The sequence below is a fragment of the Streptomyces sp. NPDC049597 genome (genome assembly GCF_040675505.1).
Classification (GTDB): Bacteria; Actinomycetota; Actinomycetes; order Streptomycetales; family Streptomycetaceae; genus Streptomyces.
In genome coordinates this window covers 763,751-788,157 of sequence record NZ_JBFAOY010000001.1, presented here as the reverse complement: position 1 = coordinate 788,157, position 24,407 = coordinate 763,751, and the positions used below count along the sequence as shown (strand labels likewise).

Annotated in this window: 26 protein-coding genes; 5 read left to right on the top strand and 21 right to left on the bottom strand. The window is 67.2% G+C overall.

What is annotated here, in order from left to right; genetic code table 11:
- The first annotated feature begins 17 nt into the window (after nt 1-17).
- Nucleotides 18-629 (top strand): hypothetical protein, encoded by a 612-nt coding sequence (locus AB0K02_RS03550; protein WP_365990651.1) that lies wholly within the window; start codon nt 18-20, stop codon nt 627-629.
- 33 nt (nt 630-662) lie between these two features.
- Here the strand turns inward: AB0K02_RS03550 and AB0K02_RS03545 are convergent, their stop codons facing one another.
- The 6 genes from AB0K02_RS03545 to AB0K02_RS03520 form a co-directional block, all read right to left on the bottom strand.
- Nucleotides 663-1,388 (bottom strand): excalibur calcium-binding domain-containing protein, encoded by a 726-nt coding sequence (locus AB0K02_RS03545; protein ID WP_365990650.1) that lies wholly within the window; start codon nt 1,386-1,388, stop codon nt 663-665.
- Between the two features lie 297 nt (nt 1,389-1,685).
- Nucleotides 1,686-2,867, bottom strand: coding sequence for an alpha/beta hydrolase (locus tag AB0K02_RS03540; RefSeq protein WP_365990649.1), 1,182 nt, complete (start codon nt 2,865-2,867; stop codon nt 1,686-1,688).
- A gap of 95 nt (nt 2,868-2,962) precedes the next feature.
- Nucleotides 2,963-4,204, bottom strand: a complete 1,242-nt coding sequence (locus AB0K02_RS03535; RefSeq protein WP_365990648.1) for an FAD-dependent oxidoreductase — start codon at nt 4,202-4,204, stop codon at nt 2,963-2,965.
- Between the two features lie 234 nt (nt 4,205-4,438).
- Complete coding sequence (locus AB0K02_RS03530; RefSeq protein ID WP_365990647.1) at nt 4,439-5,212, bottom strand: amino acid ABC transporter ATP-binding protein; 774 nt, start codon at nt 5,210-5,212, stop codon at nt 4,439-4,441.
- Nucleotides 5,209-6,192 (bottom strand): amino acid ABC transporter permease, encoded by a 984-nt coding sequence (locus AB0K02_RS03525; protein ID WP_365990646.1) that lies wholly within the window; start codon nt 6,190-6,192, stop codon nt 5,209-5,211. The genes AB0K02_RS03530 and AB0K02_RS03525 overlap by 4 nt, the downstream gene beginning before the upstream one ends.
- Nucleotides 6,189-7,145: an ABC transporter substrate-binding protein gene (locus AB0K02_RS03520; protein ID WP_365990645.1), complete on the bottom strand. Its 957-nt coding sequence runs from the start codon at nt 7,143-7,145 to the stop codon at nt 6,189-6,191. Before AB0K02_RS03520 ends, AB0K02_RS03525 begins: the two co-directional genes overlap by 4 nt.
- A 273-nt stretch (nt 7,146-7,418) precedes the next feature.
- Here AB0K02_RS03520 and AB0K02_RS03515 point away from each other — a divergent pair, with 273 nt between their 5' ends.
- Nucleotides 7,419-8,357, top strand: a complete 939-nt coding sequence (locus AB0K02_RS03515) for a LysR family transcriptional regulator (protein WP_365990644.1) — start codon at nt 7,419-7,421, stop codon at nt 8,355-8,357.
- A 110-nt stretch (nt 8,358-8,467) separates the two neighbouring features.
- Nucleotides 8,468-9,229, top strand: coding sequence for a hypothetical protein (locus AB0K02_RS03510; protein WP_365990643.1), 762 nt, complete (start codon nt 8,468-8,470; stop codon nt 9,227-9,229).
- Between the two features lie 36 nt (nt 9,230-9,265).
- Here the strand turns inward: AB0K02_RS03510 and AB0K02_RS03505 are convergent, their stop codons facing one another.
- The 9 genes from AB0K02_RS03505 to AB0K02_RS03465 form a co-directional block, all read right to left on the bottom strand.
- A complete protein-coding gene (locus AB0K02_RS03505) occupies nt 9,266-9,472 on the bottom strand; it encodes a hypothetical protein (RefSeq protein WP_365990642.1) in 207 nt (68 codons plus the stop codon).
- A 68-nt stretch (nt 9,473-9,540) separates the two neighbouring features.
- Complete coding sequence (locus tag AB0K02_RS03500) at nt 9,541-9,918, bottom strand: hypothetical protein (protein ID WP_365990640.1); 378 nt, start codon at nt 9,916-9,918, stop codon at nt 9,541-9,543.
- Nucleotides 9,919-9,981: 63 nt separating this feature from the next.
- Entirely contained in the window at nt 9,982-10,422 is a 441-nt protein-coding gene (locus AB0K02_RS03495; protein WP_365990639.1) for a hypothetical protein, read from the bottom strand.
- Between the two features lie 163 nt (nt 10,423-10,585).
- Nucleotides 10,586-10,783 carry a hypothetical protein gene (locus tag AB0K02_RS03490; protein WP_365990638.1) on the bottom strand — a complete coding sequence of 66 codons (198 nt, stop codon included), beginning with the start codon at nt 10,781-10,783 and terminating at the stop codon, nt 10,586-10,588.
- Between the two features lie 238 nt (nt 10,784-11,021).
- Nucleotides 11,022-11,867: a helix-turn-helix transcriptional regulator gene (locus AB0K02_RS03485; RefSeq protein ID WP_365990637.1), complete on the bottom strand. Its 846-nt coding sequence runs from the start codon at nt 11,865-11,867 to the stop codon at nt 11,022-11,024.
- Entirely contained in the window at nt 11,864-12,400 is a 537-nt protein-coding gene (locus tag AB0K02_RS03480; protein WP_365990636.1) for a DUF6879 family protein, read from the bottom strand. The genes AB0K02_RS03485 and AB0K02_RS03480 overlap by 4 nt, the downstream gene beginning before the upstream one ends.
- Before the next feature lies 1 nt (nt 12,401).
- Nucleotides 12,402-12,605 (bottom strand): hypothetical protein, encoded by a 204-nt coding sequence (locus AB0K02_RS03475; protein WP_365990635.1) that lies wholly within the window; start codon nt 12,603-12,605, stop codon nt 12,402-12,404.
- Nucleotides 12,606-12,843: 238 nt separating this feature from the next.
- On the bottom strand, nt 12,844-13,062 hold the full coding sequence (locus AB0K02_RS03470) for a DUF397 domain-containing protein (protein ID WP_365990634.1): 219 nt from the start codon (nt 13,060-13,062) through the stop codon (nt 12,844-12,846).
- Nucleotides 13,062-13,907 carry a helix-turn-helix transcriptional regulator gene (locus AB0K02_RS03465; RefSeq protein ID WP_365990750.1) on the bottom strand — a complete coding sequence of 282 codons (846 nt, stop codon included), beginning with the start codon at nt 13,905-13,907 and terminating at the stop codon, nt 13,062-13,064. The genes AB0K02_RS03470 and AB0K02_RS03465 overlap by 1 nt, the downstream gene beginning before the upstream one ends.
- 151 nt (nt 13,908-14,058) lie before the next feature.
- On the opposite strand from AB0K02_RS03465, the gene AB0K02_RS03460 reads away from it, so the two are divergent.
- Nucleotides 14,059-14,481, top strand: a complete 423-nt coding sequence (locus AB0K02_RS03460; protein WP_365990633.1) for an ATP-binding protein — start codon at nt 14,059-14,061, stop codon at nt 14,479-14,481.
- Nucleotides 14,482-14,715: 234 nt separating this feature from the next.
- On the opposite strand, the gene AB0K02_RS03455 is transcribed toward AB0K02_RS03460, so the two are convergent.
- Entirely contained in the window at nt 14,716-15,465 is a 750-nt protein-coding gene (locus tag AB0K02_RS03455) for an HNH endonuclease (protein ID WP_365990632.1), read from the bottom strand.
- A gap of 154 nt (nt 15,466-15,619) precedes the next feature.
- On the opposite strand from AB0K02_RS03455, the gene dcm reads away from it, so the two are divergent.
- A complete protein-coding gene (gene dcm, locus AB0K02_RS03450) occupies nt 15,620-16,807 on the top strand; it encodes a DNA (cytosine-5-)-methyltransferase (RefSeq protein ID WP_365990631.1) in 1,188 nt (395 codons plus the stop codon).
- Here the strand turns inward: dcm and AB0K02_RS03445 are convergent, their stop codons facing one another.
- From AB0K02_RS03445 to AB0K02_RS03425, 5 genes are all read right to left on the bottom strand, one after another.
- The gene (locus AB0K02_RS03445; RefSeq protein ID WP_365990630.1) at nt 16,808-17,311 is read right to left on the bottom strand and encodes a very short patch repair endonuclease; all 504 of its coding nucleotides are present in this window, start codon (nt 17,309-17,311) and stop codon (nt 16,808-16,810) included.
- A gap of 200 nt (nt 17,312-17,511) precedes the next feature.
- Nucleotides 17,512-18,456: a NaeI family type II restriction endonuclease gene (locus tag AB0K02_RS03440; protein ID WP_365990629.1), complete on the bottom strand. Its 945-nt coding sequence runs from the start codon at nt 18,454-18,456 to the stop codon at nt 17,512-17,514.
- A gap of 99 nt (nt 18,457-18,555) precedes the next feature.
- The gene (locus tag AB0K02_RS03435; RefSeq protein WP_365990628.1) at nt 18,556-21,495 is read right to left on the bottom strand and encodes a Z1 domain-containing protein; all 2,940 of its coding nucleotides are present in this window, start codon (nt 21,493-21,495) and stop codon (nt 18,556-18,558) included.
- Nucleotides 21,496-21,525: 30 nt separating this feature from the next.
- Nucleotides 21,526-23,067, bottom strand: coding sequence for an ATP-binding protein (locus tag AB0K02_RS03430; protein ID WP_365990627.1), 1,542 nt, complete (start codon nt 23,065-23,067; stop codon nt 21,526-21,528).
- A 236-nt stretch (nt 23,068-23,303) separates the two neighbouring features.
- The gene (locus AB0K02_RS03425; protein ID WP_365990626.1) at nt 23,304-24,308 is read right to left on the bottom strand and encodes an SEC-C domain-containing protein; all 1,005 of its coding nucleotides are present in this window, start codon (nt 24,306-24,308) and stop codon (nt 23,304-23,306) included.
- Between the last annotated feature and the right edge of the window lie 99 nt (nt 24,309-24,407).

Here is a 24,407-nt window from a genome sequence, read left to right as displayed (position 1 = left end):
TCCGAGGGGATCTCACCATGCGCGGCACCCGCACCACAGCCCGGACCAGAAGCCTGCTCGCGGCCCCGCTGATCGCATTGGCGCTGCTCACGGTGACGTCGTGCGAGGACTCCGGCGGATCGGGCACGGGATACGGGGCCGGCCCGGCCTCACCGAGCGCCGAGCAGCCGCCGCCCGCCCGGCCGCCCGCCGACGCCCCCGCCGGCACGAAGGCCCCGGCCGACGGCGCCGCCGACTCCGCGCCGGAGCCAGCGCCCGCGACCGTGACGGTCACGACGGCGGAGTCCGAACTCGGCACGATCCTCGTCGACGGAAAGGGCCGCACGCTCTACGGCTTCACCAAGGACAAGCCGGGCCAGGCCACTTGCGACGCCGACTGCATCGCGGTCTGGCCGGCCCTCATCTCCCCGGCCGATGTCACCGCCGACGGCGCCGCCGACCCCGCGCTGCTCAAGGAGACCAAGCTGAGCGCGGGCGCGGAGCAGGCGGTGTACGGCGACTGGCCGCTGTACTACTACGTGGGCGACGTGACCCCCGGGGACGTCAACGGCCAGGGCCTGGACGGCGAGTGGTTCGTGATCGCGGCGGACGGCAAGCTGATCAAGAAGGAGGCGGAGACGGTGGTTTGAGGCCCTGTCCCCTCTTGTCCTCTCGCCGCGTCGTCACTCGCAGGCGACGCCGTCGCCGTCCCGGTCGAGGTGGCGTCCGTATCCCGGGTCACCGGAATGGATGGGAGCGGCACCAGCGGCACGTACCGCAGAACAGTTGGCGTAGTAGGTGCTCCCCCCGGAACCTCCGGAGCCCCCAGAGCCCCCGGAGCTGCCTCCACTGCCTCCGCTGTACGGCTCGCAGCCGACGCCGTCACCGTCCCGGTCCAGATGGCGCCCGTAGCCCGGATCGCCCTCGTGCACAGGTGCCGCCCCCGCCGCTCGCGCGGCAGCGCAGTTCGCGTACGACACCTTCGGTGCGGCAGGTGCCTTGGTCGGAGTCGGCTTCGGCGTGGGGGTGGGCTTCGCCACGGTGATCCGTACGACGGCGGTCCCGCTGAGCGAGGCGTCTCCCTTCACCTGCACGCGGTACGTGAACTCGTCCTCGCCTCCGAAGCCGGGCGTGGCGGTGTAGACGATGTCGGTCCCGTCCACCGTTGCCGTGCCGTGCGCCGGAGCAGTGTCCACGGTCAGGGTGAACCCCTCAGCGCCGAGAGCGGTCTCGAGTTCCTGGGGAGTGCCGCCGTCCTGGGCGAGGGTGTCGTTGTCCAGTACGGCCACGACGATCTCGTTGCCCGCATCTGCACTCTCCTCGTCGTCGACGAGGTCGAGGACCGGCGTGGCCGAGGGGGTGGGCGTTTCCCGCGCAGCAGCACTGGACGTTGCGGCGAGGGGCTTCACATCGTCACTGTCCCCGCCGCACCCGGTAACGGCCACACCCAGGACTGCGGCAACAGCTATGGCTCGACCGCGCGCTTTTCGTATGGACATGTGTGCCCCCAAGGCCGATGAAGCGGAACCGAAGGTACCGAGCATGGCACTTGGGTGAGGGAAATGTGCAGGAGTGGCGGAACTCGTGATGGTTCTGCGTGGGGCCCCGATGTGGGTCGGGACTGTGGGTGCCGGAATCGAGCCGGCCGGACGCGTACCACGGATCTGCCGGAGCTGCGGTTGTGCCCATAAGGGAGGCACGACGCCTCACGCGCGCAGGCCGCCCAGGAACTCGCGTACCGCAGCGGCGAATCCCGCCGGGTCCGTCTCGTGCACCGTGTGCCCGGCCGGGAGCCGGGCGAGTGTGGTGCCGGGGCGGCGCGCGGCCATCTCCTCGGCGTGTGCGGCGCTCAGGACGTCGCTGCGGGCGCCGTGGACCAGGAGTGCCGGGCAGTCGGCCGCGAGCCAGTCCTCCCAGTGGTCCCCCTTGAGCCGCTGCTGCGAGAGCACCATGTCTTTCGGCTCGAAGGCCAGACCCCACCCGTCGGCGTACTCGCGTATCGCGTCCCCCAGATAGCGCGCGGACTCTCCCAGCCCCTCGATCAGCGCCGCGCGCGTCGGCGCCCGGTGCGGCCAGGACAGGCAGAACGACAGGTCGTCGTCGACCTGCGCGCCGATGTCCTCGATGACCAGCGCGCGCACCAGCTCGGGCCGCCGGGCCGCGAGCTGGTAGGCGTTGACACCGCCGAGCGAGTGCCCGAGCACCACGACCCCGCTGAGCCCGAGGTGGTCGAGCAGTGCCGCCGCGTCCCGTACGTACGCCTCGCGAGAGAAGTCCCCCGGCCGGTGCGAACGGCCGTGGCCGCGCTGGTCGAGCGCGATCACCCGCCACGCGGGCGCGAGCGATGCGGCCAGGTCCGCGAACGTGCGGGCCTCGCCGAAATGCCCGTGCAGCGCGAGCAGCGGCAGCCCCGGACCGCCGAAGTCCAGGTACGACAGCCGGTGGCCGGCGGCGTCGAACGCGCGGCGGGAGGGCCCCTCCGCGGTCGGCCCGGGCAGGGACCGGCCGAGCCGTGCTTCGACCCGGCCGCGCAGCAGCCCGTACTCCTTCGCACGCCGCAGCGGCCGCCCGACCGGTCTGGGGACGATCCGCCGGCCGGTCACCGTCTGCCCGTCGCGGAACTGGTCGCGGGTGAGGTCGACCTCGACGCCGCTCGGCAGCACGTTCCACCAGTGGTGGCCGTGCTGCTCGCCGCCGAGAAATACCGCGCCCAGCACGAGATCACCGCCGAGGACGTCGTGCACGACCAGGGCGGTGACATCGCAGTGCCCCCAGGACGGATTGTCCTCGCTCCAGGCCGCGCGCTCCACGTCGTCGGGCGAGCACGTGTCGGCGGCCCAACTGGCGCGCAGCGCCGCCTCGATGTCGGTCAGCGTGATCGCAGTCATGGCCGCCAGCATGACGGTACCCACTGACAACGGCCCCGGCCGTGTGGACGTCGCCAGGTCCGCCCCAGGGGGCGGCGGCGTCCGACCGTCCCGGCTCAGGCCGCCGTGATCGCGGCCGCACCGCTCATGACCTGCACGCTCTCGTCGAGTACGTCCGTGGCGGGGACGCGGTCCGGGCGGTAGTCCGCCAGTTCCTCGCAGGCGCGGCCGCCGACGATCTCCCGCGCGGCGAGCAGGCCGAGCGCCGGTGCCAGGGTGACACCGCTGTGCGTGACGACCGTGTAGAGGCCCGCAGTCGCCTCCGCGCAGCCGACGAGCGGCAGCCCGTCCGCGGGCACGGGACGCACCCCGAGCCGTACGCCCGCCATTCCGGCGGCGCGCAGCGGCGTGAACACCTCCCGGCCCAGACGGTGCAGCTCCTGCTCCAGCGCCGGGTCGGCCCGCCGCGCCGTGTCCGAAGCGTTCGAAGGGTTCGAAGCGTTCGAAGCGTCCACCGCGTCCCTCGTGTCCGTCGCGCCCTCGGCATCCGGCGGCAGCATGGCGTCCACCGGCCACGAGATCGACACGACCCGGCCGTCGGGCGCGGGCCGCAGGTCGACACCGGGCGTGGCCAGGATCGCGCCGAGCTGCTCGTGGTCCGGCAGCCGTGTGCTCTCGCCCACCAGCCCGGGCACCCGGTTCAGCGGCAGCGACGCACCCGCCAGCGCGGCGATGCGCCCCGCGTCCGGGCCCGCGCAGTTGACCACCCAGTCCGCCTCGAACCGGCGTCCCTCGGCCACCACGCCGGTGACGCGTCCGCCCGTGCGCAGCACCTCCGTGACACGCAGCCCGAAGCGGATGTCCGCGCCGCCCAGAGCCGCCCGGTCGAGCAGCCGCCGGGTGAACAGCGGGGCGTCGTACCAGCACGCGTGCTCGTGGACGACGAGTTCGTCGGCCCGGCAGGCGTCCGGGGAGACGCCCGGCGCCAGGTCGGCCAGTTCGGCGGGGTGCGCGGAGCGGCAGGCGTGGCCCCAGTCCCGCAGCCGCTCGGCCCGCTCGCGGATGACGTGCTGCTCCTGCTCGGTGTGGCCCCACTGCACGAGGGGCGCGGGGTGGCGCCAGTCGGCTCCGCCCAGTTCCTCGCCGAGCCGCTGGTGCAGCTCGGCGCCGCGCCGGTTCAACGCGTAGTAGCTGAACGGCGTCTTGAGGTGGGTGACGTCGATGGAGAAGGTGGCGCTGGACGTTCCGGCGGCCGGGCCACCGGCGTCGATCACGGTGACGTGGGCACCGGCCTGGGCCAGATGGTGCGCCACGGAGGCGCCGAGTACGCCGGCTCCGACGACGAGGACACGAGGCATGGGTCTTTCCTTTGCGGTACGGGAAGGAAGGGCGGCCGCCGGGGCGGGGCGATGCCGGGGGGCGGGGACAGGTGCCGGAGGAGCCCGCACCGGCACCATGGCATACGTGACAAATGGGGCAGCGTGGGGCGTGGCGCGGCGCGGGAAGGGGTGGCGGGCACGACAGTCGAGGCCGAACCCGTCCCGTGCCCGCGCCTGGACGCGCCGCGCTGCCGGGAGCGGTCCGGCTGCCGGTCAGCGGACCTTGCCGAGAAAGGCCCGGGTGCGGGCGTGACGGGGCGAGCCCAGCACATCGGCCGGGTCGCCCGACTCGACGACGACACCGTCGTCCATGAACACCAGCGAGTCGCCCACCTCGCGGGCGAATCCCATCTCGTGCGTGACGACGATCATCGTCATCCCGTCCTGGGCGAGCCCACGCATCACATCGAGGACCTCGCCCACGAGCTCGGGGTCCAGCGCGGAGGTCGGCTCGTCGAACAGCATCAGCTCGGGCCTCATGGCCAACGCCCGGGCGATCGCGACGCGTTGCTGCTGACCGCCCGACAACTGCGACGGGTAGGAGCCGGCACGGTCGGCCAGTCCGACCCGGGCGAGCAGGGACCGCGCACGCTCCCCGGCCTCGGCCCTGGACTCCTTCCTGACCTGGACCGGGGCCTCCATCACGTTCTCCAGCGCCGTCATGTGCGGGAACAGGTTGAAGCGCTGGAAGACCATGCCGATGCCACGCCGCTGCCGCGCTATCGCCGCGTCGGTGAGCTCGTGGACGCGGCCGTCGCGCTCCTCGTAGCCGATGAGCCTGTCGCGCACGTACAGCCGTCCGGCGTCGATGGTCTCCAGGTGGTTGATGCACCGCAGGAAGGTCGACTTGCCGGATCCGGACGGACCGACCAGGCACATCACCTCGCCCGCGGCGACGGTCAGGTCGATGCCCTTGAGCACCTCCGTCCGGCCGAAGCTCTTGTGGACACCCTCGGCACGCACCACGGGTGCTGCGGTGGTCGTCATCGGTCCTCCTGCGGCACGGGCTTCGGGCGTACGGGCTCCTGCGGCGAAGTCCCGCGGCCGGCGAGGGCGGTGCGTACGCGCTGCAGCGGAGTCGGCGGCAGATCGCGGCTCGCCCCGCGTCCGTACCGGCGTTCCAGGTAGTACTGGCCGACGCTGAGCACCGACACGGCCAGCAGGTACCAGGCGCAGGCCACCGTCAGCAGCGGGATCTGCTGGAAGTTGCGCGAGTAGATCGCCTGGATGGAGGTGAGCAGTTCGGGCACGGCGATCACCGAGACCAGGGAGGTGGTCTTGAGCATGGAGATCACCTGGTTGCCCGTGGGCGGGATGATGATGCGCAGCGCCTGCGGCAGCACGATGCGCCGCAGGGTCTGGCGGCGCGTCATGCCGAGCGCGTGCGCCGCCTCCGTCTGGCCGTCGTCCACGGAGGCGATGCCGGAACGGACGATCTCCGCCATGTACGCGGCCTCGTGCAGCCCGAGGCCGAGCAGCGCGGCCGACGTCTGCGTCACCAGCGTGTTCGTGTCGAACTCGACGAACGTCGGCCCCCACGGCACCCCGAGCCCGACCTGCGGGACGATCGCGGCGAGGAAGTACCAGAACAGCAGCTGGACCAGGAGGGGTGTGCCGCGGAACGCCCACACGTAGACCCAGCTCAGCCGGGACAGCAGCGGGTTGGCGGACCGGCGCATCACGGCCAGGACGACACCCCCGGCGACACCGATGACCATGGCGGCCGCCGTCAGCCAGAGCGTCGTGGCCAGACCTTCGAGGACGACGGGGGCGAAGAGGTGGTCGCCGACCGTCGCCCACTGCATCCGCTCGTTCGAGGCCCATCCCTCGACGAGGAAGACCACAAGGAACAGGAGTGCAGCGGAGGCGAACCATCGGCCCGGCCGGCGCACCGGCACCGCGTCGATCCGCCTGCGGCCCGCGCTCGTCTTGACCACAGGGGCGGTGCGGAGCGTGGACTCGCTCATGCCGTCGCGCCGCCGTTCACCGTGACCCGGTCGAGAGCCCCCGACTCGACGTCCCAGCGCCGCAGGATCTCGCCGTACGCACCGTTGTCGACGAGCTTCTGCAGGGCCAGCCGCACGGCCTCGACCAGGTCCTTGTCCTGCTTGTTCACGAGGATTCCGTACGGCAGGAAGCGGTAGGGCTCACCGACCTGCTCCAGTTGGCCGTTCGACTGCCCGGCCTGGTACGCGACGGTCGGGGTGCCGCCCACGAAGGCGTCGGCGCGGCCGGTGGACAGCGCCTGGAAACAGCCGACGGAGTCGGGGAAGACCAGCGCCTTCGCGGCGGGCTTGCCCGCGGCCTCGCACTTCTTCGCCTGCGCCTCGATGTCCTCGACCTGCGCGGTGCCGTTCTCGACGGCCGCCGTCCTGCCGCACAGATCGTCCAGGGAGGCGATCGACTTCGCGTTCTTCTGCTGCACCAGGATGGCGCTGCTGGTCTTGAAGTAGTCGACGAACGTGACGTGCTGCCGCCGTTCCGGTTTGTCGAGCATGGCCTGGATGGCGAGGTCGTAGCGGCGGGACTGGACGCCGCCGATGATGCTGTCGAAGCTGGCCTTGGAGAACTTCACCTCGACGCCGAGCACCTGCCCGATCGCCCGCATGAGCTCCGGCTCCATGCCGACCAGCGTCTTGTTGTCCGGACCGAGGGAGACCAGAGGCGGATAGTCGTCGCCCTCCGCGACGACCAGCTCGCCGGAGTCGCGCACCTTCTTCGGCAGCAGCGCCGCGAGCTTCGGGTCCTTCTTCTGCGCGGCGGCCTGACCGGACGGCGCTGCGGAGCCCGGCCCGGTCGCACCGGCCGACGGTGTGCCGCCGCACGCCGCCAGCAGCGGAAGAAGTCCGGCCAGCGCCACGCCGGCAGCTGCGGCGCGCCTCGTGCGACGGGCTCGGAGCCCCGGGAGCCGTATGTCCATGGCGGTTGCCTTTCGCTGGTCGGCCGGCCAAGTGATGGCCGGTTCCTGCCGCTTGATGCCGCTCAATCTGCGACAGTCGAACCGGCGGCACAAGATGAAACAGAACGAACATTGCCGCACACATTGTTCAGCTGACCTGTTGCTCGGCTCCCGCCGCGTACCCTCGCCCACCTGCGCGGTGAACCGTCGAGCGCTCGACACGCCCGCACGGCGGGGAACTTCACCGAGAGCGACCTCTGGCGGCGACATCGGAGCGGTTGTTAAGTTCGGCTGATGCTGACCCCGACGCAGTTGCAGGCGATCCGCGATGTGGTCGCCACCGGTTCACTGCGCACCGCCGCCCGCCGCCTCGGCTACTCCCCGTCCGCCGTCTCCCAGCAGATAGCCTCGGTGGAACGGGCCCTCGGCGTGCCGCTCTTCGAGCGCTCGCCGCGCAGTGTCCGGCCGACCGCCGCCGGCGCCCAGCTCGCCCGGCGGGCGGCACGACTGCTCGCCGACCTGGAGGCCGCAGAGGACGAGATGCGCTCCTTCGCCGCGGCCGAACGCGGCCGGCTGCATCTCGGCAGCTTCTGGTCAGCGGGCTTCCGCCTGATGCCGGCCGTCCTCACCGAGTTCCTGCGCGACCGCCCGCACGTCGACGTCCGCTACGAGGAGGGCGACCCGCCGGTCACCCTGCCCGCCGTCGCGGAGGGCCGGCTCGACCTGGCCGTGATCTTCGAATACGGGACGGTGCCGCGCAACGACCCGCCCGACCTGGAGCGGACGCTGATCCTGGAAGAGCCGCTGTACGTCCTCGTGCCCAAGCGGCACCGGCTGGCCCGCCGCAAACGCATCCAGGTCAGCGACCTCTCGGCGGAACGCTGGATCTGCTACCGCGAGGACACGGACGCGGCCCGCTCCCTCTTCCACATCTGTGCGGCGGGAGGCTTCCGCCCGGAGGTCATCTTCCGCACGAACGACTACAACCTCCCCTTCGAGCTCGTACGCAACGGCCTCGGCGTCGCGATCGTCCCCGAACTGGCCCTGAGCAAGTCGGAGGACGTCCACCTGATACGCCTGGCCAACCCCACGCACGTACGCCGCGTGTTCGCGGTCCGCCGGTCGGGCGACCCGAACCCGTTCCTGGACCAGGCGGTCGAGGTGCTGCGGGCGGCGGCGACGACGATCGACGAGGCGGTGTCGGAGGCGGGGGAGATGCCGACGGCGGTGTGACGGGCGGCTGCGGGGGGCGCCGGGTGAGGGAGCGGGTGGCCGACGTGCTCGGTCACCGCCGGCCGGTCGCCTGCTCCCCGGCTGTCGGTGGCGCCTGGCAGTCTTGACGCGTGCTGATCCAGGGATACGACGAAGACCCGCTGGTCGCCGGGGAGGAGCTGCTCTCCCTGCCGGGGTTCTGGGCCACCCACCTCCTGTGGCTGTGCGAGACGGACGACGAGGACGACGAACCGTCCCCCGAGTGGTTCGGCGTGGACGCGGCCGACGCGGACGCGGCGTACGAGACGGCCATGGACCAGGATCGCTGGCCGGTTTTCCGGATCCCGTTCGCCGACGGTCACACCGCGGCGGTGGTCTACCGCAACTTCCCCGACGACTTCGGCACCGAGTACGTCGTCACCCACCCGGACTGGGGGCGACTGGGCCACCTCGCCACCCTCGACGGCCACCAGGCGGGACCGGGTCTCGCCTGGCGGGAACTCGTCCACATCGCGCACACCCCTGACACGACCGCCCCGGGCGTCCACGACCCGCACGCCCGGCTGTTGCTCCTGCTGCCGGCGCTCGGCGACGCGGATCTCCCCTCAGAGGCGCGGGACATGGTCACCACGGCGCTTCTCCACATGGGCGCCCCGGCGGCGCAGGCACCGCGTGTGGCGTCGGCCTTGTTGTCCGACCACCCACTCTGGGGCCCGGCCGAGTGGACGCTGACCGCCGCGTCACCGCTCAGCGGCACCGAGGAGTCCTTCAGGGGCATCCTGTGCTGCGACGAGCCGATGAGCCCGCGCTGCGGGATACGCCTTGCCCACGGCATCACGCGCGAGCAGAACGAGCGCCTGGCACGGGCGTTGGGGACGTGGGCGCGGGGATAGGACGACCGCCGGTACGGGGTGCGGTGCCGACGCTCTTCACGACTTGCGACCGTTCGGCGCGGGCGCCCGCAAACGGCGGACGTCACGCACGAGGGTGAAGCAGGCGGCGAGGACGAACACCACCCCCGCGCCCACCCACCAGGCGGATGAGCCCGCCTGGTACTCACGGACGGCGCCGACGAGGAGGAGGGAGGTGGCGAGTACGCCGAGGACGGAGATGCACGCGCTGATGCGGTCTGCCACAGGTCGATTGTGGAGCACGCCGGCACTCGGTTGCGCCCGGCCTTCGGATCAGCGGTCCTCTCAAGGCGCTATTCGATCACCAATGTGCCGGTGCGGAGGATGTCGTGGTTGGCGAACAGCCCGTCGAGACGCATGCTGCGGGTCAGTACCGCCGTCCATTTCGCTTCCGGAAGGTCGCGGTAGGACAGGGCGCGGCACATGCGGGCGCGGATGCACTGGGTGAGGACCCAGCGCGCCTGCGCCTGGCCGGTGGGCCTGTTGGAGTACATGCTCATCGCCAGGCGCCACACGTGGTCTCCCGTGGCGTTGTCCGGGCCGACGACGCCGACGATGGCGATGTCGCCCAGGCCGCGCCGGTCGCTGGACTGGGTGGTGTACGCGACCAGAAGGCCGTGCAACGGGAAAACGGTGAGCCGGCTGACGGCGGTGACGTGGAGAGCGGGCATGGCGGCTCCGGTCCGAGGGGACGCGTGGCCGCCGGTCGGGCGGCCACGCGGTGAACGGGGCGGTTACTTGCCGCCGCAGCCGCCACCGTCACCACAGCAGGCCGGTGGGTTGCAGGTCGCCGTGTCCCACAGCTCGTGGTCGACCATGAACCCGGCCTCTTCGATCGCGGCGACGGAGGCCCGCATCTGCGCGCCGTCGAAGAGCTGCGGCTCCGAGAACGGGTTGTGATGGATGAACCGGCCGAACCGCTCCTGGCACCAGGCGGCGTACTCGCGCGTGTGCAGCATGAAGGCGTGCCAGCCGGGGTCCACGGCCTGGGACGGTGACAGGCCCGAGTCGCGGTGGGCGGACATGTGGAGGAAGGCGAGCGCCTGATCCATGACGCGTTCGGCCCGCTCGCGGGTGATCCCCTCTTCCTGGACGAGGAATGCCACGAGCCGGTCGAAGAGCTCCGGCTCGACGAGGCTGCGGCCACGGGCCAGTTCTGTTGCGAGAGCGGTCATGCGATGCTCCTTCGATACGTGCTCGGCACGCGGCTCACCCGCGCGCCGTGGTGCGTGTCGGGCTCCTGCCGGGGAGCCCGACACCGTCCCGGACCGGTCCTGCCAGGGCGCTTGGTACGGGACGGGGCTGGGCCGCGGGCGATCGGCGGCACCCGCGTACGTCTCATGGGCAGGCGTAGACGTCGGTGTCGAGGACGTGGGCGCCTTGCTGCCCGGTGGCGCGGCCGACGAACACGGCACCGGTGGTCAGCGGTTTGCCGCACGCGTAACAGGCGCGTCCCGCGTAGGCCTCCCAGGACAGCGCAGCAGCCGGCGGGATCGGCACGTCGGCGCAGCGGGCCGGTGATGCGCCGCTGGTCATTTCGCCTCTCGCGGCCATGTTGCGCCGGAGTACTCGTGCGAGTGGTTGCCGGGATGTCCGGGTGGCAACGTGCAACAGCGGACTGGCGCGTCAGGCTTCGGATACCAACACAGAGCGAGGCCCGCCGGGCGCGTGACGGTGTGTGCGTCCATGACGAGGACGGTAGGAATCCGATCGCGGTCGGCGCGCGCCGATTGCCCCGGATTGCGCGCCCCGGCAGCAGGTTGGTGTGAGTTGCTTACGTGGTCTGCAGCTGGGCCCGAGCCCGAGCAATCAGGCGGTGCGCCTGTGGCCCGTAGGCCGACGCGCTGTGCAGTCCGTCCCACACTCGCCCGTACAGCGCAAGGTCTTCGGATGAGTCGTAGGACAGCTCGGTATTGATGGTCTCGACGATGACCCGCTTTTCGTCGAAGATCCAGAACCCGTGTTTCGGAGTCATCGGCAGCCTTGCGCCGAACGGCACGATGCCCAGCTCCACCGTGCTCATCCCGATCAGCCCGACGAGCCGATCGAGCTGGCCTGTCATCACGTCCTGCGGGCAGATCAGCGCATGCAGGACGCCCTCCCACATGAGGACGCGGAATACTTTCCCAGGCTCGTACAGCACCGCTTGCCGACGCATGCGACCGGCGACTGCCTGGTCCGTGTCCCGAGGAGAGCGCATCAGGGAAGCGTTCTGGAGCAGAAGGTGCCGCGCGTAGTCAGGTGTCTGGAAGAGGCCTGGGATCACGGTCGCCTCGTAGCCACGCATCGTCTTAGTGCGCTGGTACTCCACGACATACCGGTCCTGCACCGGCCGGTGTCCCGCTGCGAGTTGTCGCCGCCACGACCGCTGCTGGGACTCCAGTCCGCGCAGGCGGGACTTCAGGTCGCCTGCCTGCCCAGGTGCTCCTACAGCGGCTGCCCAGGCATCCAGGTCGGCCTCGCTCGCCGTCTGCTTCCCGGTCTCCAGTCGGGACACCTTCGACCGCTGCCATCCGAGGCGCTCCGCAAGGCCCTTGCCGGTCAGGCCGGTGTCCTCGCGGAGCTCACGCAGGCGTAGGCCGAGGGCGACGCGCGCGTTCTGGAAGTCCGTGCTGCTCACATGGACGAACGTACCCGGGCCCACACCTCGGCAGTAGGGGCGGCAACGGCCCAGGCGGCATCACGGGCCCGGCATGCGGCGAGCACGGGCTCCTCCTCCTCGATCACTTCGACACCGGTCGTGGTGTCCGCTTCGTCGATGTGCATGCGGATCAGGGTTCGCGAGTCGAATAGCCAGAAGTCCCAGTCCGGGAGGCCAAGCCGATCGGCCTCGGTGCGAGCGAGAACACGGATGTCCTCTCCCGCTTCCACGTTGGCGGCGGCGGTTGCCATGAGAAACCGCTGTCCGTCGGTGGGCGGCTGATCGATGATTCGGACCCGGGAAAACGTGGCTCCGCCCGCCGCCTTGGCTCGGACGTTCGCGTTCCACGGATGATCCGGCTCCGGCTGCGGATCCATGCCCTTCAGGAATGCCTGGAACCGAGCGCCCGCGCGGTCGGTTGCGTAGCCACGGCGGGTCTCCAGGCGGAAGGCAGTGCGCTCGAACTCGGAGAAGAGATGGGTGATCTCCTCGAAGGGGATCAAGGGAGGCACGTCACTCCTTCGGGGCGAAGCGGGTCAGCAGCTCACGGGGAATGACGACGAAGGTCTCCTGTTCGCCGACGTCCCGCAGTTGGGCCAGATGCTCGGGATCGGTGAGCTGGTCGCCCTGGACCACGATCTGTCCTGTCTCCTGGATCTCGTAGAGCGTGGGGCAGTTGCCGTGTTCGGACGTCGTGCCGATGAACCTGAGCGTCACGTTGGGCTCCGTTCTCGCTGGTCGGGACACCAGCATGCGGTCAACGGGCAGACGGCGGGGTCCGGTTGCGCGAGATTGCTCCATCCCGGTCGGCCACCGCGGATTGCGTGCAACTTGGCCCCGGACGAGGAGGACACACCCCGGGGCGCGGGGCAGGTTGCGATTCGTCGCCCACTGCCACATTGCAGAGTCGGGAGGCGAGGAGGAACCGCTGCCCTTCGGTGGTCTGCCCGACACCTCAGTCTGCTTCGTGAAAGCCGCTGAGTGTGGCCGCTCCAACAAACACTCGCCAAGGCTCATCGCGGACGGTGAGAACAGGCCCCTCAGGTCGCTTCGAGTCACGCACGAACGTGGCTTGACCGACCCTCGCGCACTCCAGGCACTCTGTCGTGTTTCCGCCGCTGTAAGACGACTTGAACCAGGTGGGCGGCTCGGCGTGTGACCGTAGTGTCGGCATTACAGCTCCTTGCGAATGCGATGGATCAGGGATGACGAGGCTTCCATGTCCAACGCTTGTGCGCGCAGGTACTCGAACGCAAGTCTGTATCGCTCCAGTTCCCTTTCGGTCTCCATGAACAGCGAGCCAGTGTGCAGGTCGACGTAGACGACATCGAGTGAAGGATCGGCCGCACCAAGGATGACGAAGCTGCCCAACGCTGCGGCGTGAGCCCCCTTGGAAAACGGCAGCACCTGGAGCGTGATCGGGGTGGTTTCGTTCGCTTCAAGGAGGCGGCCGAGCTGGTCCTTCATGACCTCCGGCGATCCCACCACGCGTCGCAGAACTGACTCGTCAAGGATGGCCCAGAGGTGCGGAGGCTTGGGCCTGGCGAGGATCTCCTGCCGCTTCATGCGGATGCCGACGAGCCGGTTGATCTCATCTGGTTCAAGGCGCAGTTCATTCGCCTGCTGCAAGGCGGTGCTGTACGCCCGGGTCTGCAGGAGGCCCGGAACGTAGACGCAGGAGAAGTGGTCCTCGCGGACCGCTTCGTCTTCCAGCGTGAGCAGCAGGTTCATGTTCTCCGGGATGGAATCTGCGATGGAGTTCCACCACCCTTGCTGTTTGGCATCCTTGGCCAACCCGACAACGGTCGTACGTTCAGCCTCGCTTGCCCCGTACTCGCGGCAGAGAGCATCCACGATGGGCCACTTCACAGGGCCGGCCTGAGTTTCATACCGGCTCACGGTCGCCTTGGACACGCCAACGAGTTGGCCGGCTTCTTCCAGCGTCATACCCGCGCGAGCTCGGAGGTTTCGCATGGCTGCGCCGAGCTGGCGGCGGCGAGTCGTAGTCCTCGATGACACGGTGCTGTCCTTCACTTTCGGGCGCCAATCAGGCTATGCAGCATGGTCCTTGGTGCCAGCCAATTCACCCGATCGAGTCTTGTGAGAAGTTACATGGAGAGACTTCTCACTGTCATACTCGGTGACCTAAGGTCACGCAGCGTCGCCGTGGATGCGGTGGGCGCAGCGCTGCTGTCCTCTGGGAGGGAGTCTCACTTTGACTTTCGAGGAAGACTGCGAGTCAAGGCTTCGCTGTGTCCTGCCCTTTGACGCTGTGCCGGATGAAGTGAGCCTGCTGCGGAAGGCGATCCGGCCAACACTGGTCCGCTGGGGTGCCCGGCACACAGTGGATGAAGTCCAACTTGTCGTGACTGAGCTCGCGACCAATGTGATTAAGCACGCGGGTGAGCGCACGCCGGCAACGCTCGTCCTCGAGTCCCGTGGCAATCGTCTTCGGGTGGAGCTGCACGACAAGAGCGGCGTCATGCCGACGGCTGGGAGACCAGCATCCTGTGATGCCGAATGCGGGCGCGGACTCCACCTTCTGGCATCGATGTCTGCCGACTGGGGCGCGTTCGCCACGGGGGACGGGTAAGGCGGTTTGGTGTGAACTATCCGTTATGGGAGATGCAGTGACCAGCCGAGTGCGACGTGCTTCGGCGGTTCTCGACACCTATCGAGAAGTGCTCGGCGTTAGTGCGGCCTCGGCTCGACTTGTGCGCTCACGTGTAAACCAGGAGGCAGCCGCCACGCTGATCGCAGATCTCTTGGTCTGGCTGACGGTGCAGGGAGATGATCCCGACGACGTTCTCCTTCGTGCTCAGTAGCTCTACGAGGCACCGTGAATGCTGACGCCGTGCATTGCTTCGCGGAGATCAGCGGGAGTACGCCACGTCTTGCCGGCATGGCTTCGGTGGCACATGCGATGGCAGTTCGCGCACAGGAGGGCCAGATCGTCCAGTCGCGTCTCGCGAGGCCCGATTGCGTGGAGAGGTGTGACGTGGTGCACCTCGACGTAGCCAACGCCAAGAGGCCCGTACGTCGTGCCGAAGTCGAAAGAGCACACCTCGCACGCGATGGGCTGCTTCAGCCTTCGGATCTGCCGCAGCTTGAGCTCGCGCAGCCCGCGGTCTCGCTCTCGGTAGAGGGCCAAGCGGACAAGCAGTCGGCCTTCAAGGGAGCTGAGCTCGCCGCTCTCGTCCGTCTCATCCGGTTGTGGAGGGATTCTGTGCAGCTCGCCGCTGTCCATTACGTGCCGCAAGGCGCGAGCGGCTGCCAGTATCGCGTCTGGACGTTCCAGGTAGTCGGCGACGATCTTCTGAGTGGGACGTCCGCCCTTGGTCGTCTCACCAAGGTGGTCGGGGTGGGCGGTCACTATGTCAGTGGTCTTACGGCTGACGCTGTTAGGCGAGCGGAACCGGGGGTCGGCGACGGCGTCTTCGTGGAGCGGAAGCGAGCGCAACAAGCCGGACAGCTCAACCACGCGCGAATCCTGCTGACGCAGTTCGCGCCAGCCGTTGTCTACCACGAGCGCCAGCGCAAGCAAAAGCTCGTCCCGTACCCAAGGGGTCTGTGCCATGCGCAGCATCGTATAAATGTTCGTCTGGTGTGGGGAGTGTCTGAAGACGTCGGAGGATGCCTCACACTTGTGAGGCGTTGTCAGTGGGGTCTGTCACCCTCTGTGATGGCTGGTGGCACAGGGCGCCAGCGGGTACGTGTTCAAAGGAGGGTGCATGACCAGCACTGAGACGGAGTTCACCTCTATTGAGATCTGTGCTGGGGCCGGCGGGCAGGCCATCGGCTTGCACGAAGCGGGTTTCAAGCACCTCGCTCTCGTCGAGATCGACAAGCACGCGGCCCAAACGCTTCAGCGGAACATCGACGCTCAGGAGTCGTGGAGCTGGGAGAAGCAGCACTGCGATCTCCTCGGCATGGACGTGAAGGACTTCAACCCCGACAAGCATCTGGCTAAAAGCGGCAAATTGCTCAAGCGGGACGGTCTCGATCTCCTCGCCGGCGGTGTTCCCTGCCCTCCCTTCTCCCATGCGGGTAAGCAGCTGGGCAAGGACGACGAGCGTGACCTCTTCCCGTTCATGCTTGAGCTCGTTGAGCGGCTGAATCCGCGAGCGGTGATGATCGAGAACGTGCGCGGGCTTATGGACCCGAAGTTCTCCGACTACCGCGACTCGATCATGGCGAAGCTCCAGGGGGGTACGTACCGCGAGGAGGACGGGAGCGTCGTCAGCGATCCCGGGCTCGGCTACACCGTCTGCAAGTGGGGTGTTCTGGAGGCCAGTGACTTTGGAGTCCCGCAACTCCGCCCGCGAGCCATTCTGGTGGCCATCCGAAACGATGTCCTCAAGGACGTGAAGTACGAGTGGCCGACGCCGACTCACGAAGAGCCGGTCAGTGTAGCTGCGGCGCTCGACGCCACGATGGAGGAGCGGTACGAGCAGTACTTCGACGGGCCACGTGGGCAGCAGGCACGCGACGCCCTCAAGCGGTGGCGTGACGCAGCTGCTGAACGCGATCGGGAGCTCAAGGGCAAGGGCGGCGGGATTGCTCCGACCTTGGTAGGCGGTTCCAAGAAGCATGGCGGAGCAGACCTCGGCCCCAGCCGGGCCAAGGCGGCGTGGAAGCTGCTGGGAGTCTCGGGACTCGGCGTTGCCAATGACATCGAGACATGCAAGAAGAAGGAGTCGGAAGACCGCGACCTTTTCGGACCCGATGGGCCGATGCTCACGGTGGAGCAGGCCGCGATCATCCAAGGCTTCCCGAAGGGCTGGATTCTTGATGGCGGCAAGACGGCCCAGTACCGCCAGGTCGGTAACGCGTTCCCGCCTCCCGTTGCCACTGCTGTCGGCAAGTCGATCATTGAGGTGCTGAAGGCGGCTCGGGAACGGGACGCCGAAGGACCGTGATCAGGCCGTGCCCTTGCCTCCCGCAAGGGCACGGCGCCGTTCGACCTCTGCGGCAATGGCAGCCGCGCACTCTGCCGAAGGCTCGTGTTCCCAGAACCGGAGCACGGTCCAGCCAGCTTCCTTGAGACGCTGGTCGGTGTCTCGGTCGCGGGCGACGTTTCGCGCGACCTTATCGGACCAGTAGCCCGGGTTCGTCTTCGGTGCCACGTAGTGCTCAGGGCAGCCGTGCCAGTAACAACCGTCGATGAAGACTGCCAGCTTCACAGGCCGGAAGACGATGTCCGCCGTCCGCCGGAGGTCAGGCAGGGGCTTGGCTGCCACGCGGTAGCGCAGCCCCTGGGCATGGAGCAACCTCCGGACCAGATGTTCCGGCTTGGTGTCCCTGCTGCGGATCGCCTGCATATTCCGGCGACGGGCAGCCGAAGATGCCCATGAGCCCGCGGGCGGCACCCACTCCGCAACTGTCGGCTCGGGCTCCTGGGCCCGAAGGTTCCGTTTCACCATGGAATGAGGGTATCGAAGAGTTTCGTCGTGGAAGAGCGCGGCACTGATCGTCGCATTCTGCCCGGATATCAACTTCCGCTATCACAATTCCCGACCGGGGAATTATCTCGCTCCTCGTGAAATTGTGAAGAGCGGACACCCGTCTCCTGTAAGTCATACGTCCAGGCGCTTTTGATCTCTATCAAGCTCGATCTTCTTGCTCAGCGTCTTGGGGTCGGCAACACGGGGGCAGCGCAGTCAGGCCGTTCATCCAGCGCGAGTGCCCAGTGTGCACCTTCTAGCTCGACGGAGTGCAGGGCGCGTGAAGGGTCAACGCGCTTGACTTTAGCGCTCACGAATTCGCCTTCCCGGGGTACAGGAACTCCGAGTGCCGCCGCGACCTTCCTGTGAGCCGTGTAGTCCCCCATGATCAGGATTCCTTCATCGCGCAGGGCGGATCGGGCTCCACCGTTACCACGAACTCGTTTCATGTAATCCTTCTGCTGCGCCACAGTGCGGATGACGTTCCGGCCGATACGGCGGTTCTGTGCCCGGCGGAACAATTCGTTGAGGCGTTCCTGTCCTGACTTTGATGCGAAAACTGCCTCACGGTCGGTGGGGCTCATGTGTAGCAGGACGTTCTCAGGTAGCTCCGCTTTTTCCCAGAGCCAGAGAATCTTATTACGGTGCGCTGCTTTGACAGTGAGCTTCATGTCGCGGTTATTTCCGCGGTTCAGCCACTCGTCCCGTATGCGAAGGATTCCAGCGCTCCAGCGGCTTTCGTAGTCATTCGCCCAGATGAGAAGACACAGGTGACCAACCGCCTCTGGGGGGATCATCCATCCGCCGAACTGCTGAGAGTACTTGCAGTCCACGTCGATGCCGTTGATCTGGTAGTCCATGTCAATGCCATCGTCGAAACTGAATTCGCGTTGCAGATTGATTTCAACCAGGGTGCCGGCGTGAGTCTTCTCAGTCTTGAACAGAGTTTTCCAGTCGTATCGACCCGTTACCTCGCCGTTGAGGAGTTGATCGATCGTGTCGCGGAGGACTCTTGCGAAGCGCTGACCAGTGGGGTCGAGCTGGTTCAGCCTCCCATAGACCGCTGCCAGTTCAGGGTCATCTTGGAGAAGCGCCTGGGTGTGAATGTTGGTGGCGGCTGACATGTCCAGAGGCAGCAAGAGGGCAGTCCTGTCCGTTGAGTGCGGTGCATGATGTCTCGGATGGGCGGCCGAAGCCTAGCTTCGGCCGCCCATGGGCTGCCCCTAGTTGCCGGCGCGTTTGGCGCGATAGCGCAGCAAGCGGCGTGACGAGTCGTTGGCTGCCCTGGGGGAGATCACGGTGAATGCGAGGATGACCCGTGCGGGATCAGCGATGCCGTGAGGGGCTGCAGCCTTCAATTCGTTGTCCTTGGCGGCTTCGACCACCGCATACAGGAGCACGACGCCAGTGCGGGGGCCAAGCGCGAGCCCATCGGCGGTGGTGCAAGCGGCTCCCTCCTGAGCGCTGTCGATGAGTGCCTGAGCCCAGCGGCGGTGTTCAAGTCCAGAGATGCGGCCAAAAGATGGCTTCCCAAGTTGCCGACTGCGTCGGACGAGGGAGCAGGGGCCGACGCCCAGGAGGCTGGCCTGAATTCGTCTGTCCGCAGTCGTCTGCGGAGCCACGAGCAACCAGTCGTCGACCTTGGCGAGGCCTCCGTCGAGCTGGGTCAGATAGTTCAGGTGCGGCGCGAAGTGGTTGTCGCCCTCCCACTCAAGCTTGCTCATCACGCTGACCAGCGCCGCATGGGAAATGACAGTGGTCGTCCCGCGAAATGTTCTGGTCAGGGGGCTACTGTCGTCCGGCGGTAGAGTCATTGTCCTCGAATCGGCCTCGAAGACGTGAAGTAGTGGCCGCCAGCGTTCTGCGTTACGGCGGATCGCGGCACCATCCAGCGGATAGGCGGCTGGCTCGATCGGTTTTCCAGGTGACCGGATCTCGACGAGTTCAGCATGGTGCATCTTGTTGCGCGCAGAGGGCTTGACCAGGGCCAGGTGCTGAGAAACGAGGGGCAGTACCTTGGCAGGAGTCAGCTGAGGCTCACCGTCGATCATCTCGGCATACTGTGCGAGCTGAGACCGGAATTCTTCCTCGTCCTGGCAGACCGCCTCGAAGGCCTTGTACAGGTCGAGTGATTTGTCCTTGCCGTAGGGCTCTTCTCGGCCTATATAGAGACGGACCAGGTCGCGGTATCCGTCACGGAAGCCAAACCAGCGCCCCATCTGCATCAAGGTGTCAGCCTGTTGGGTCTTGCGGCGGTAGTACGTGACTGTGAGGCCTTCGACGGTGAACCCACGGGAGAGCTTTGTGCCGCCGACGAGGATCTTCCACACGTTCGGCGTCCGGTCGAAATCCAGGTCGGCTTGCTCGTAATCGCGCTCGGTCGCACCGTTCACGATGATGACCGGATTGCCGCCGGAAGTGATGAGCTGCCGCGCGCGACTGATGTGCGGACGCAGGTCGTCGTAGGAAGAGGGGAATGGGAGACCGTCAGCACGTGCTTCGCACACCGGGTGGAAGTCCGACTTGAAGAGGTCCGCTAGGCGGCTGTGCGCTTCAGAACTGCCGTAGGACGAGTGCCACATTGAGTTGATCCGCAGAGCGAGGTTCGCGTGCTCGGCCATCCTCACCGATTCATGGACGAGCATTGTGTGATGGCGGAACCGACTCTCTGGAACCCCTTGAGCGACTCGATATAGCTTGAGGGCGCCGGTGAGTACGAAGGCGTCAATAGCCTCCAGGAGCCGGTCACCTGACTCGCTGTCGATCCCTCGGACGTGCGCTTTCTCCCGAGAGTTGGCGAACGTCGACTCTCTCTCTTCGTTGTCTGAGTTGAGGTCGTGGAAGTCCTGCACGCCCATGTAGCCCGAGGGGCGCGGCAAAGAGAGCAGGAAGTCCCGGGGGAAGATGTCTTCTGCGTCATCGGGAGAGACGAAGACGTTGGCAAACGGCGTAGCGGTATAGCCGACGTACTGTCCTCGTGGAAGCATGCTGAGCAGCTCTGATATGAGGCCGTTGATCGCGGTGCGAGTAACCTTGCCTTCGGCCCACTTCTTCGGGTTGGTGGTGTTGATGGAAGCCTGGTCTGACTCATCATCGATGATCAAGGCCGGGATCTCGCCAAGGATCGGCCCGATCTTCTTGAGGTCCTTCACGAGGTTGGTCAAGACTGACTTGTTCTTCTTGACCACCATGATGCGTGCAGCGGCATGGTGAAGGTTCGCTGGATCATAGAGCGGAAGGGTCCGGTCGACCTTTTCGATATCGAGGGCACGGATGCCCTGCATCAGGCCCCGGTAGTCGTCGTCTCGTGTCGTAAGTCGTTCGACGTCGAACGCCCCGAGCGCCGAAGGCCGGCTGCCGTGTGACACGAACTTATCCGGCCAGTCTTCGTCGTCTTGGTAGTCGATGCCGACGAGGTCATCGAGGTCCGCCGGGTTTGCACCACGCAGGATGTTCTCCCGGCCGATGAGTTCCATGTCGAGACGGCGCTGGGTCTGGCTTCGCAACAGGTTGAGAGTGCCGCCGAGGACGATCACCAGCCTGTAGCCGGCGTCAATGGCCTTGGCTATAACGCCGGTGAAGTTGGCGGTCTTTCCAGATTGTACGTAGCCGACGACGAGGCCTCGGGCGCCGTATTCCTCGGGTTGTGTCGGGTTTGCGAGCCGCTCGACGATACTGTGCGATGCCTCATCAAGACTGGAAACAGCTGCATCGCTCCACCCCTTACTGCGGAGCAGATTCTGATAGGCAGTCCAGTAGAAGGACCGGATCCCCGCAGCGTCCTTGGAGTACCAGGGCTTGAGTTTGTCACTGATGACAACTTGGCGTGGCCCCTTGTCGATGGAGACGGCGGCATCGAGAGCCTTGCGCAGGTCGCTTTCAAAGCCTAGCCGTGAGTAGACCTCGGTGCGCCGTTCGTCGGTACGGGCTGGAGTCGCGAACCACTCGGTGGTCTCGGAGATGTCCCAGGCTGTGAGGGCGCGACACCAGAGCGCTTTGAGGTCCGGGTCCCCGCCCACGAGGCGGTCACGGAACACCGTGAGATCGAGGCTGCAAGGGTCGTCCGTATCGGAGAGGACGCCGGCGAGCTGGGTGAAGTCTCGCGGGCCGCGGCGCATAGCTGCAAGTACGTCGCCATGAAGGTTGAGCAAGTGGTCGGTCATGGTTGTCCCCAGCGGTTACGCGTCAGGCGGTCAGCGGTCAGCGTTGGTGCGATCGAGTTCGCAGCGGGCCGCCGTCAGCAGCACGCTGTTCCACAGCGCCATTTCGTCGTCACGTTGAGCGCTGGAGCGGCCCATCCTGAAGTTCTTTTCAAGTACCAAGTAGAGAAGCCCCTTGAGGACAGGTGCGTCGTTTGAGCCAGCCCGACGGTCACCGTTAAAGGCTTGACGGTATTCCTTGTTGAGACGTACAACGTGACCCTCCCTGTCGATGTCGAAGAAGACATCGAGTGGCAAGCTGTCCCAACGGAAGGTGATCGGATCCTCGCCTTCGAGCTGAGGCAGCTCATCTCTCAGGGTTCGCTTCAGCTTTGGGTCAATTCCCTTGCCGGGAGGGATGACTTCCTTTCGCTGGACCTCGGTGGATCGCCTTGCAGCGTCCCGGTAGGTCGTCTGAGCGGCTGCCAGGTAGGCAGCGAACGAATTACCGGCTTGGTCAGTCGCCTTCTCCAGGCCTCGGGCGAAGGCAGGTGTGACATTTACTCCGTCCTTCTTGACCGTGAGGCTGAAGACGCCATTCGGCCCGGAAGGCAGATCAAGCGAGACGCGCGCCAGGTTGTGGTGCTGTTCAGCACTACGGGTGCCGTTCCACCCGCCGGCCTGTACCAAGCGGTTGTTGCGGTAGATGTAGAAGCCTTGCCGGTCGGCGAGGGGGCCGATACCGCGGAAGGGGACCAGCGGAGACTTCGGCGGCCAGATGTGCGCAGTGAACTCGAGGTTGCCGATGCCTTCAACTGGCGCCGTGTACCGGCGCGGAAACCCAGGCTGACCGGGTATGCGGTAGCCGAAGGGGTCGATGGGCTCGACGCCTCGATGGTCCAGTTCCTCCCGGGTCCGTACGTCCTCGACGACGATGTCGATGTTGAAGCTGTCCTTGGTGAGGAACCGGTGCAAGTACAACCCGAGATGGGTCTCCAGCTTCTCGATGGCGTCGTTGAGGAAGCGGTCTGTCTGGCCAGATGTGATCGTTTCGAAGGCGCGGACTGCGTCCCAGCGAACGATCGTGCCCTGCCAGCCGATCACCCCGTCATACCGGTCTACGAGGTCCTGGCAGTAGCGGGCGTTAACGATGTCGCAGCTGTAGTCGGCCTTAGCCTGTTCCGTGAGCCAGCGACGGCCTGTGGAGGAGCTGCGCTTCGTGCGGCTGATGACGGTGAGTGAGTTGGCGTGGGACAACGACGCTGCCTTCAAGCCTGCCCCGAAGTGGCCAAGGGCATCGTTCGCGTAGCTCTCCCGTCCACCGACGGTCATGGCCACGTCCAGGGCTTCGTCATCCATTCCGCGGCCGTCGTCAATGACAAGGAGGCTCACGAGGCGGTCGTCGTCCCGCAGGAAACTGACCACCACGTTCCGAGCTCCCGCATCGATGGAGTTGTCGATGAGGTCTGCTATGGCGGCTTCGAAGCCGTATCCCTGATGCGTAAGGGAATCGACGTAGCGGGCAGCTGGCGGGAGACGCTTGCTTCCCTGGGTGGGAACCTCGAACTGCCAGTCGGCGGACGGGCTGTAGGGCATAGATGGTGTTCCTCGCGCACACAGGACTGGGCCCGAGGGGGGAGGGGGCGGCCCGTCAGGTCATCAGGTTCAAATGTGACGTTACTGTATGCATCCTGTGAGTGTCAGCAGGGTCTTCAGCCTGAAGGTGAAGGGCTTTCTGACGAGGTTTCGAAGCGTCGGCCGAGGCTTGACCGATTCCGAGAGGCCTTGGACTCTTCAATGATCGCGACCTTCGCGAGAACCTAGGGCGAGGCCTAGGCTCCGTGGCACTCCCCATAAACACGCCCCGACCCGCACCAGCACCCCGCTCCCCGCGCCGGCGGCCACGCAGCAGCCCGCCCCCGGGCCGCCAGGGTCGTCGCGTACTGGGGGAGCAGGGAGGCGTTCGACGGGGAGGACGCCTCCGAGGCCGCGAAGGCCTCGTAGGACGGGACCGTGGCCGTCACGATGCCCAGGTTCTCCGTGCCTGTGCCCGCGAGGTCGCGGAGGGAGGACTCGATCGTCGCGAGGTGCCTCTCGTGCGACGGGTACTCCGCGGTGAGGTCGGGGTACGCCTCCAGGAGTTCCGCCAGCTCCGCCTGCGGCCAGTGCAGGACCGCCACCGGGAACGGGCGCGACAGGGCCGAGCGGAACGAGCCCAGTTCCGAGCGGAGGCGGGCGATCTCGGCCTTCAGTTCCGCCGGGTTGTCCGAGCCCAGCGCCCACAGGCGGTTCGGGTCGTGGAGCTCGTCGAGCGTGACGTCCGGGGTCTGGGCCGTGTGAACCCGGTCGGCGAGGGCGTCGTGGTCGTCGTGGGGCAGGCCCAGCAGGCGGCGTACGCGGTGGCGGCCCGTGAGGAGCGAGCGCGTCGCGTACGGGACGTCGTCGTCCTCGGGCAGCAGCAGGGCCAGCGCCTCGGTGAAGCACTCGTGGGACGCCTCGAGCTCGTCGTGCGACTCCAGCGTCTCGGCGATGATCTCCCACGGCGCGGCCTGCGTCGGGGCCGCGATGCGGATGCCGGCGATCAGGGCGCGGGCCTCCGCCTCGTGGCCGTACTCCCACAGGTTGGCCGCCTGGAGGGCCTTGACCAGCTGCGGGTGCTCCGGCTCAGCGGCCAGCAGGCGGTCGTAGAGGCCGGAGGCGCGGCCGCGGTCGCCGGCCAGTTCCAGATGGGCCGCCGCCTGGAGCAGCAGCTGTTCGTCGTCCTCCGGATACTGCGCTGCGGTGCGCAGCAGGCGCTCGGCTTCGGCGGTGTGGTCGGCAGGCGTGTCGGGGCGCATGCACCACACCGTACTGCGGCCGGGTGTACGTGCGGTGTGCCGTGTCACGGCGAGCGGTACGGAGTGGCCCTCGCCACTGGTGAGTTGACGCCCCCGGTC

What these genes read in the sequence shown, in the direction of transcription:
- AB0K02_RS03470 (WP_365990634.1), bottom strand. Translation starts at nt 13,062, where the DNA reads ATGCCGACACTACGGTCACACGCCGAGCCGCCCACCTGGTTCAAGTCG.
- AB0K02_RS03430 (WP_365990627.1), bottom strand. Translation starts at nt 23,067, where the DNA reads ATGCCCTACAGCCCGTCCGCCGACTGGCAGTTCGAGGTTCCCACCCAG.
- AB0K02_RS03500 (WP_365990640.1), bottom strand. Translation starts at nt 9,918, where the DNA reads ATGCCCGCTCTCCACGTCACCGCCGTCAGCCGGCTCACCGTTTTCCCG.
- AB0K02_RS03495 (WP_365990639.1), bottom strand. Translation starts at nt 10,422, where the DNA reads ATGACCGCTCTCGCAACAGAACTGGCCCGTGGCCGCAGCCTCGTCGAG.
- AB0K02_RS03530 (WP_365990647.1), bottom strand. Translation starts at nt 5,212, where the DNA reads ATGACGACCACCGCAGCACCCGTGGTGCGTGCCGAGGGTGTCCACAAG.
- AB0K02_RS03425 (WP_365990626.1), bottom strand. Translation starts at nt 24,308, where the DNA reads ATGCGCCCCGACACGCCTGCCGACCACACCGCCGAAGCCGAGCGCCTG.
- AB0K02_RS03540 (WP_365990649.1), bottom strand. Translation starts at nt 2,867, where the DNA reads ATGACTGCGATCACGCTGACCGACATCGAGGCGGCGCTGCGCGCCAGT.
- AB0K02_RS03460 (WP_365990633.1), top strand. Translation starts at nt 14,059, where the DNA reads ATGCGGTGGGCGCAGCGCTGCTGTCCTCTGGGAGGGAGTCTCACTTTG.
- AB0K02_RS03490 (WP_365990638.1), bottom strand. Translation starts at nt 10,783, where the DNA reads ATGACCAGCGGCGCATCACCGGCCCGCTGCGCCGACGTGCCGATCCCG.
- AB0K02_RS03520 (WP_365990645.1), bottom strand. Translation starts at nt 7,145, where the DNA reads ATGGACATACGGCTCCCGGGGCTCCGAGCCCGTCGCACGAGGCGCGCC.
- AB0K02_RS03550 (WP_365990651.1), top strand. Translation starts at nt 18, where the DNA reads ATGCGCGGCACCCGCACCACAGCCCGGACCAGAAGCCTGCTCGCGGCC.
- AB0K02_RS03455 (WP_365990632.1), bottom strand. Translation starts at nt 15,465, where the DNA reads ATGGCACAGACCCCTTGGGTACGGGACGAGCTTTTGCTTGCGCTGGCG.
- AB0K02_RS03435 (WP_365990628.1), bottom strand. Translation starts at nt 21,495, where the DNA reads ATGACCGACCACTTGCTCAACCTTCATGGCGACGTACTTGCAGCTATG.
- dcm (WP_365990631.1), top strand. Translation starts at nt 15,620, where the DNA reads ATGACCAGCACTGAGACGGAGTTCACCTCTATTGAGATCTGTGCTGGG.
- AB0K02_RS03445 (WP_365990630.1), bottom strand. Translation starts at nt 17,311, where the DNA reads ATGGTGAAACGGAACCTTCGGGCCCAGGAGCCCGAGCCGACAGTTGCG.
- AB0K02_RS03515 (WP_365990644.1), top strand. Translation starts at nt 7,419, where the DNA reads ATGCTGACCCCGACGCAGTTGCAGGCGATCCGCGATGTGGTCGCCACC.
- AB0K02_RS03525 (WP_365990646.1), bottom strand. Translation starts at nt 6,192, where the DNA reads ATGAGCGAGTCCACGCTCCGCACCGCCCCTGTGGTCAAGACGAGCGCG.
- AB0K02_RS03440 (WP_365990629.1), bottom strand. Translation starts at nt 18,456, where the DNA reads ATGTCAGCCGCCACCAACATTCACACCCAGGCGCTTCTCCAAGATGAC.
- AB0K02_RS03535 (WP_365990648.1), bottom strand. Translation starts at nt 4,204, where the DNA reads ATGCCTCGTGTCCTCGTCGTCGGAGCCGGCGTACTCGGCGCCTCCGTG.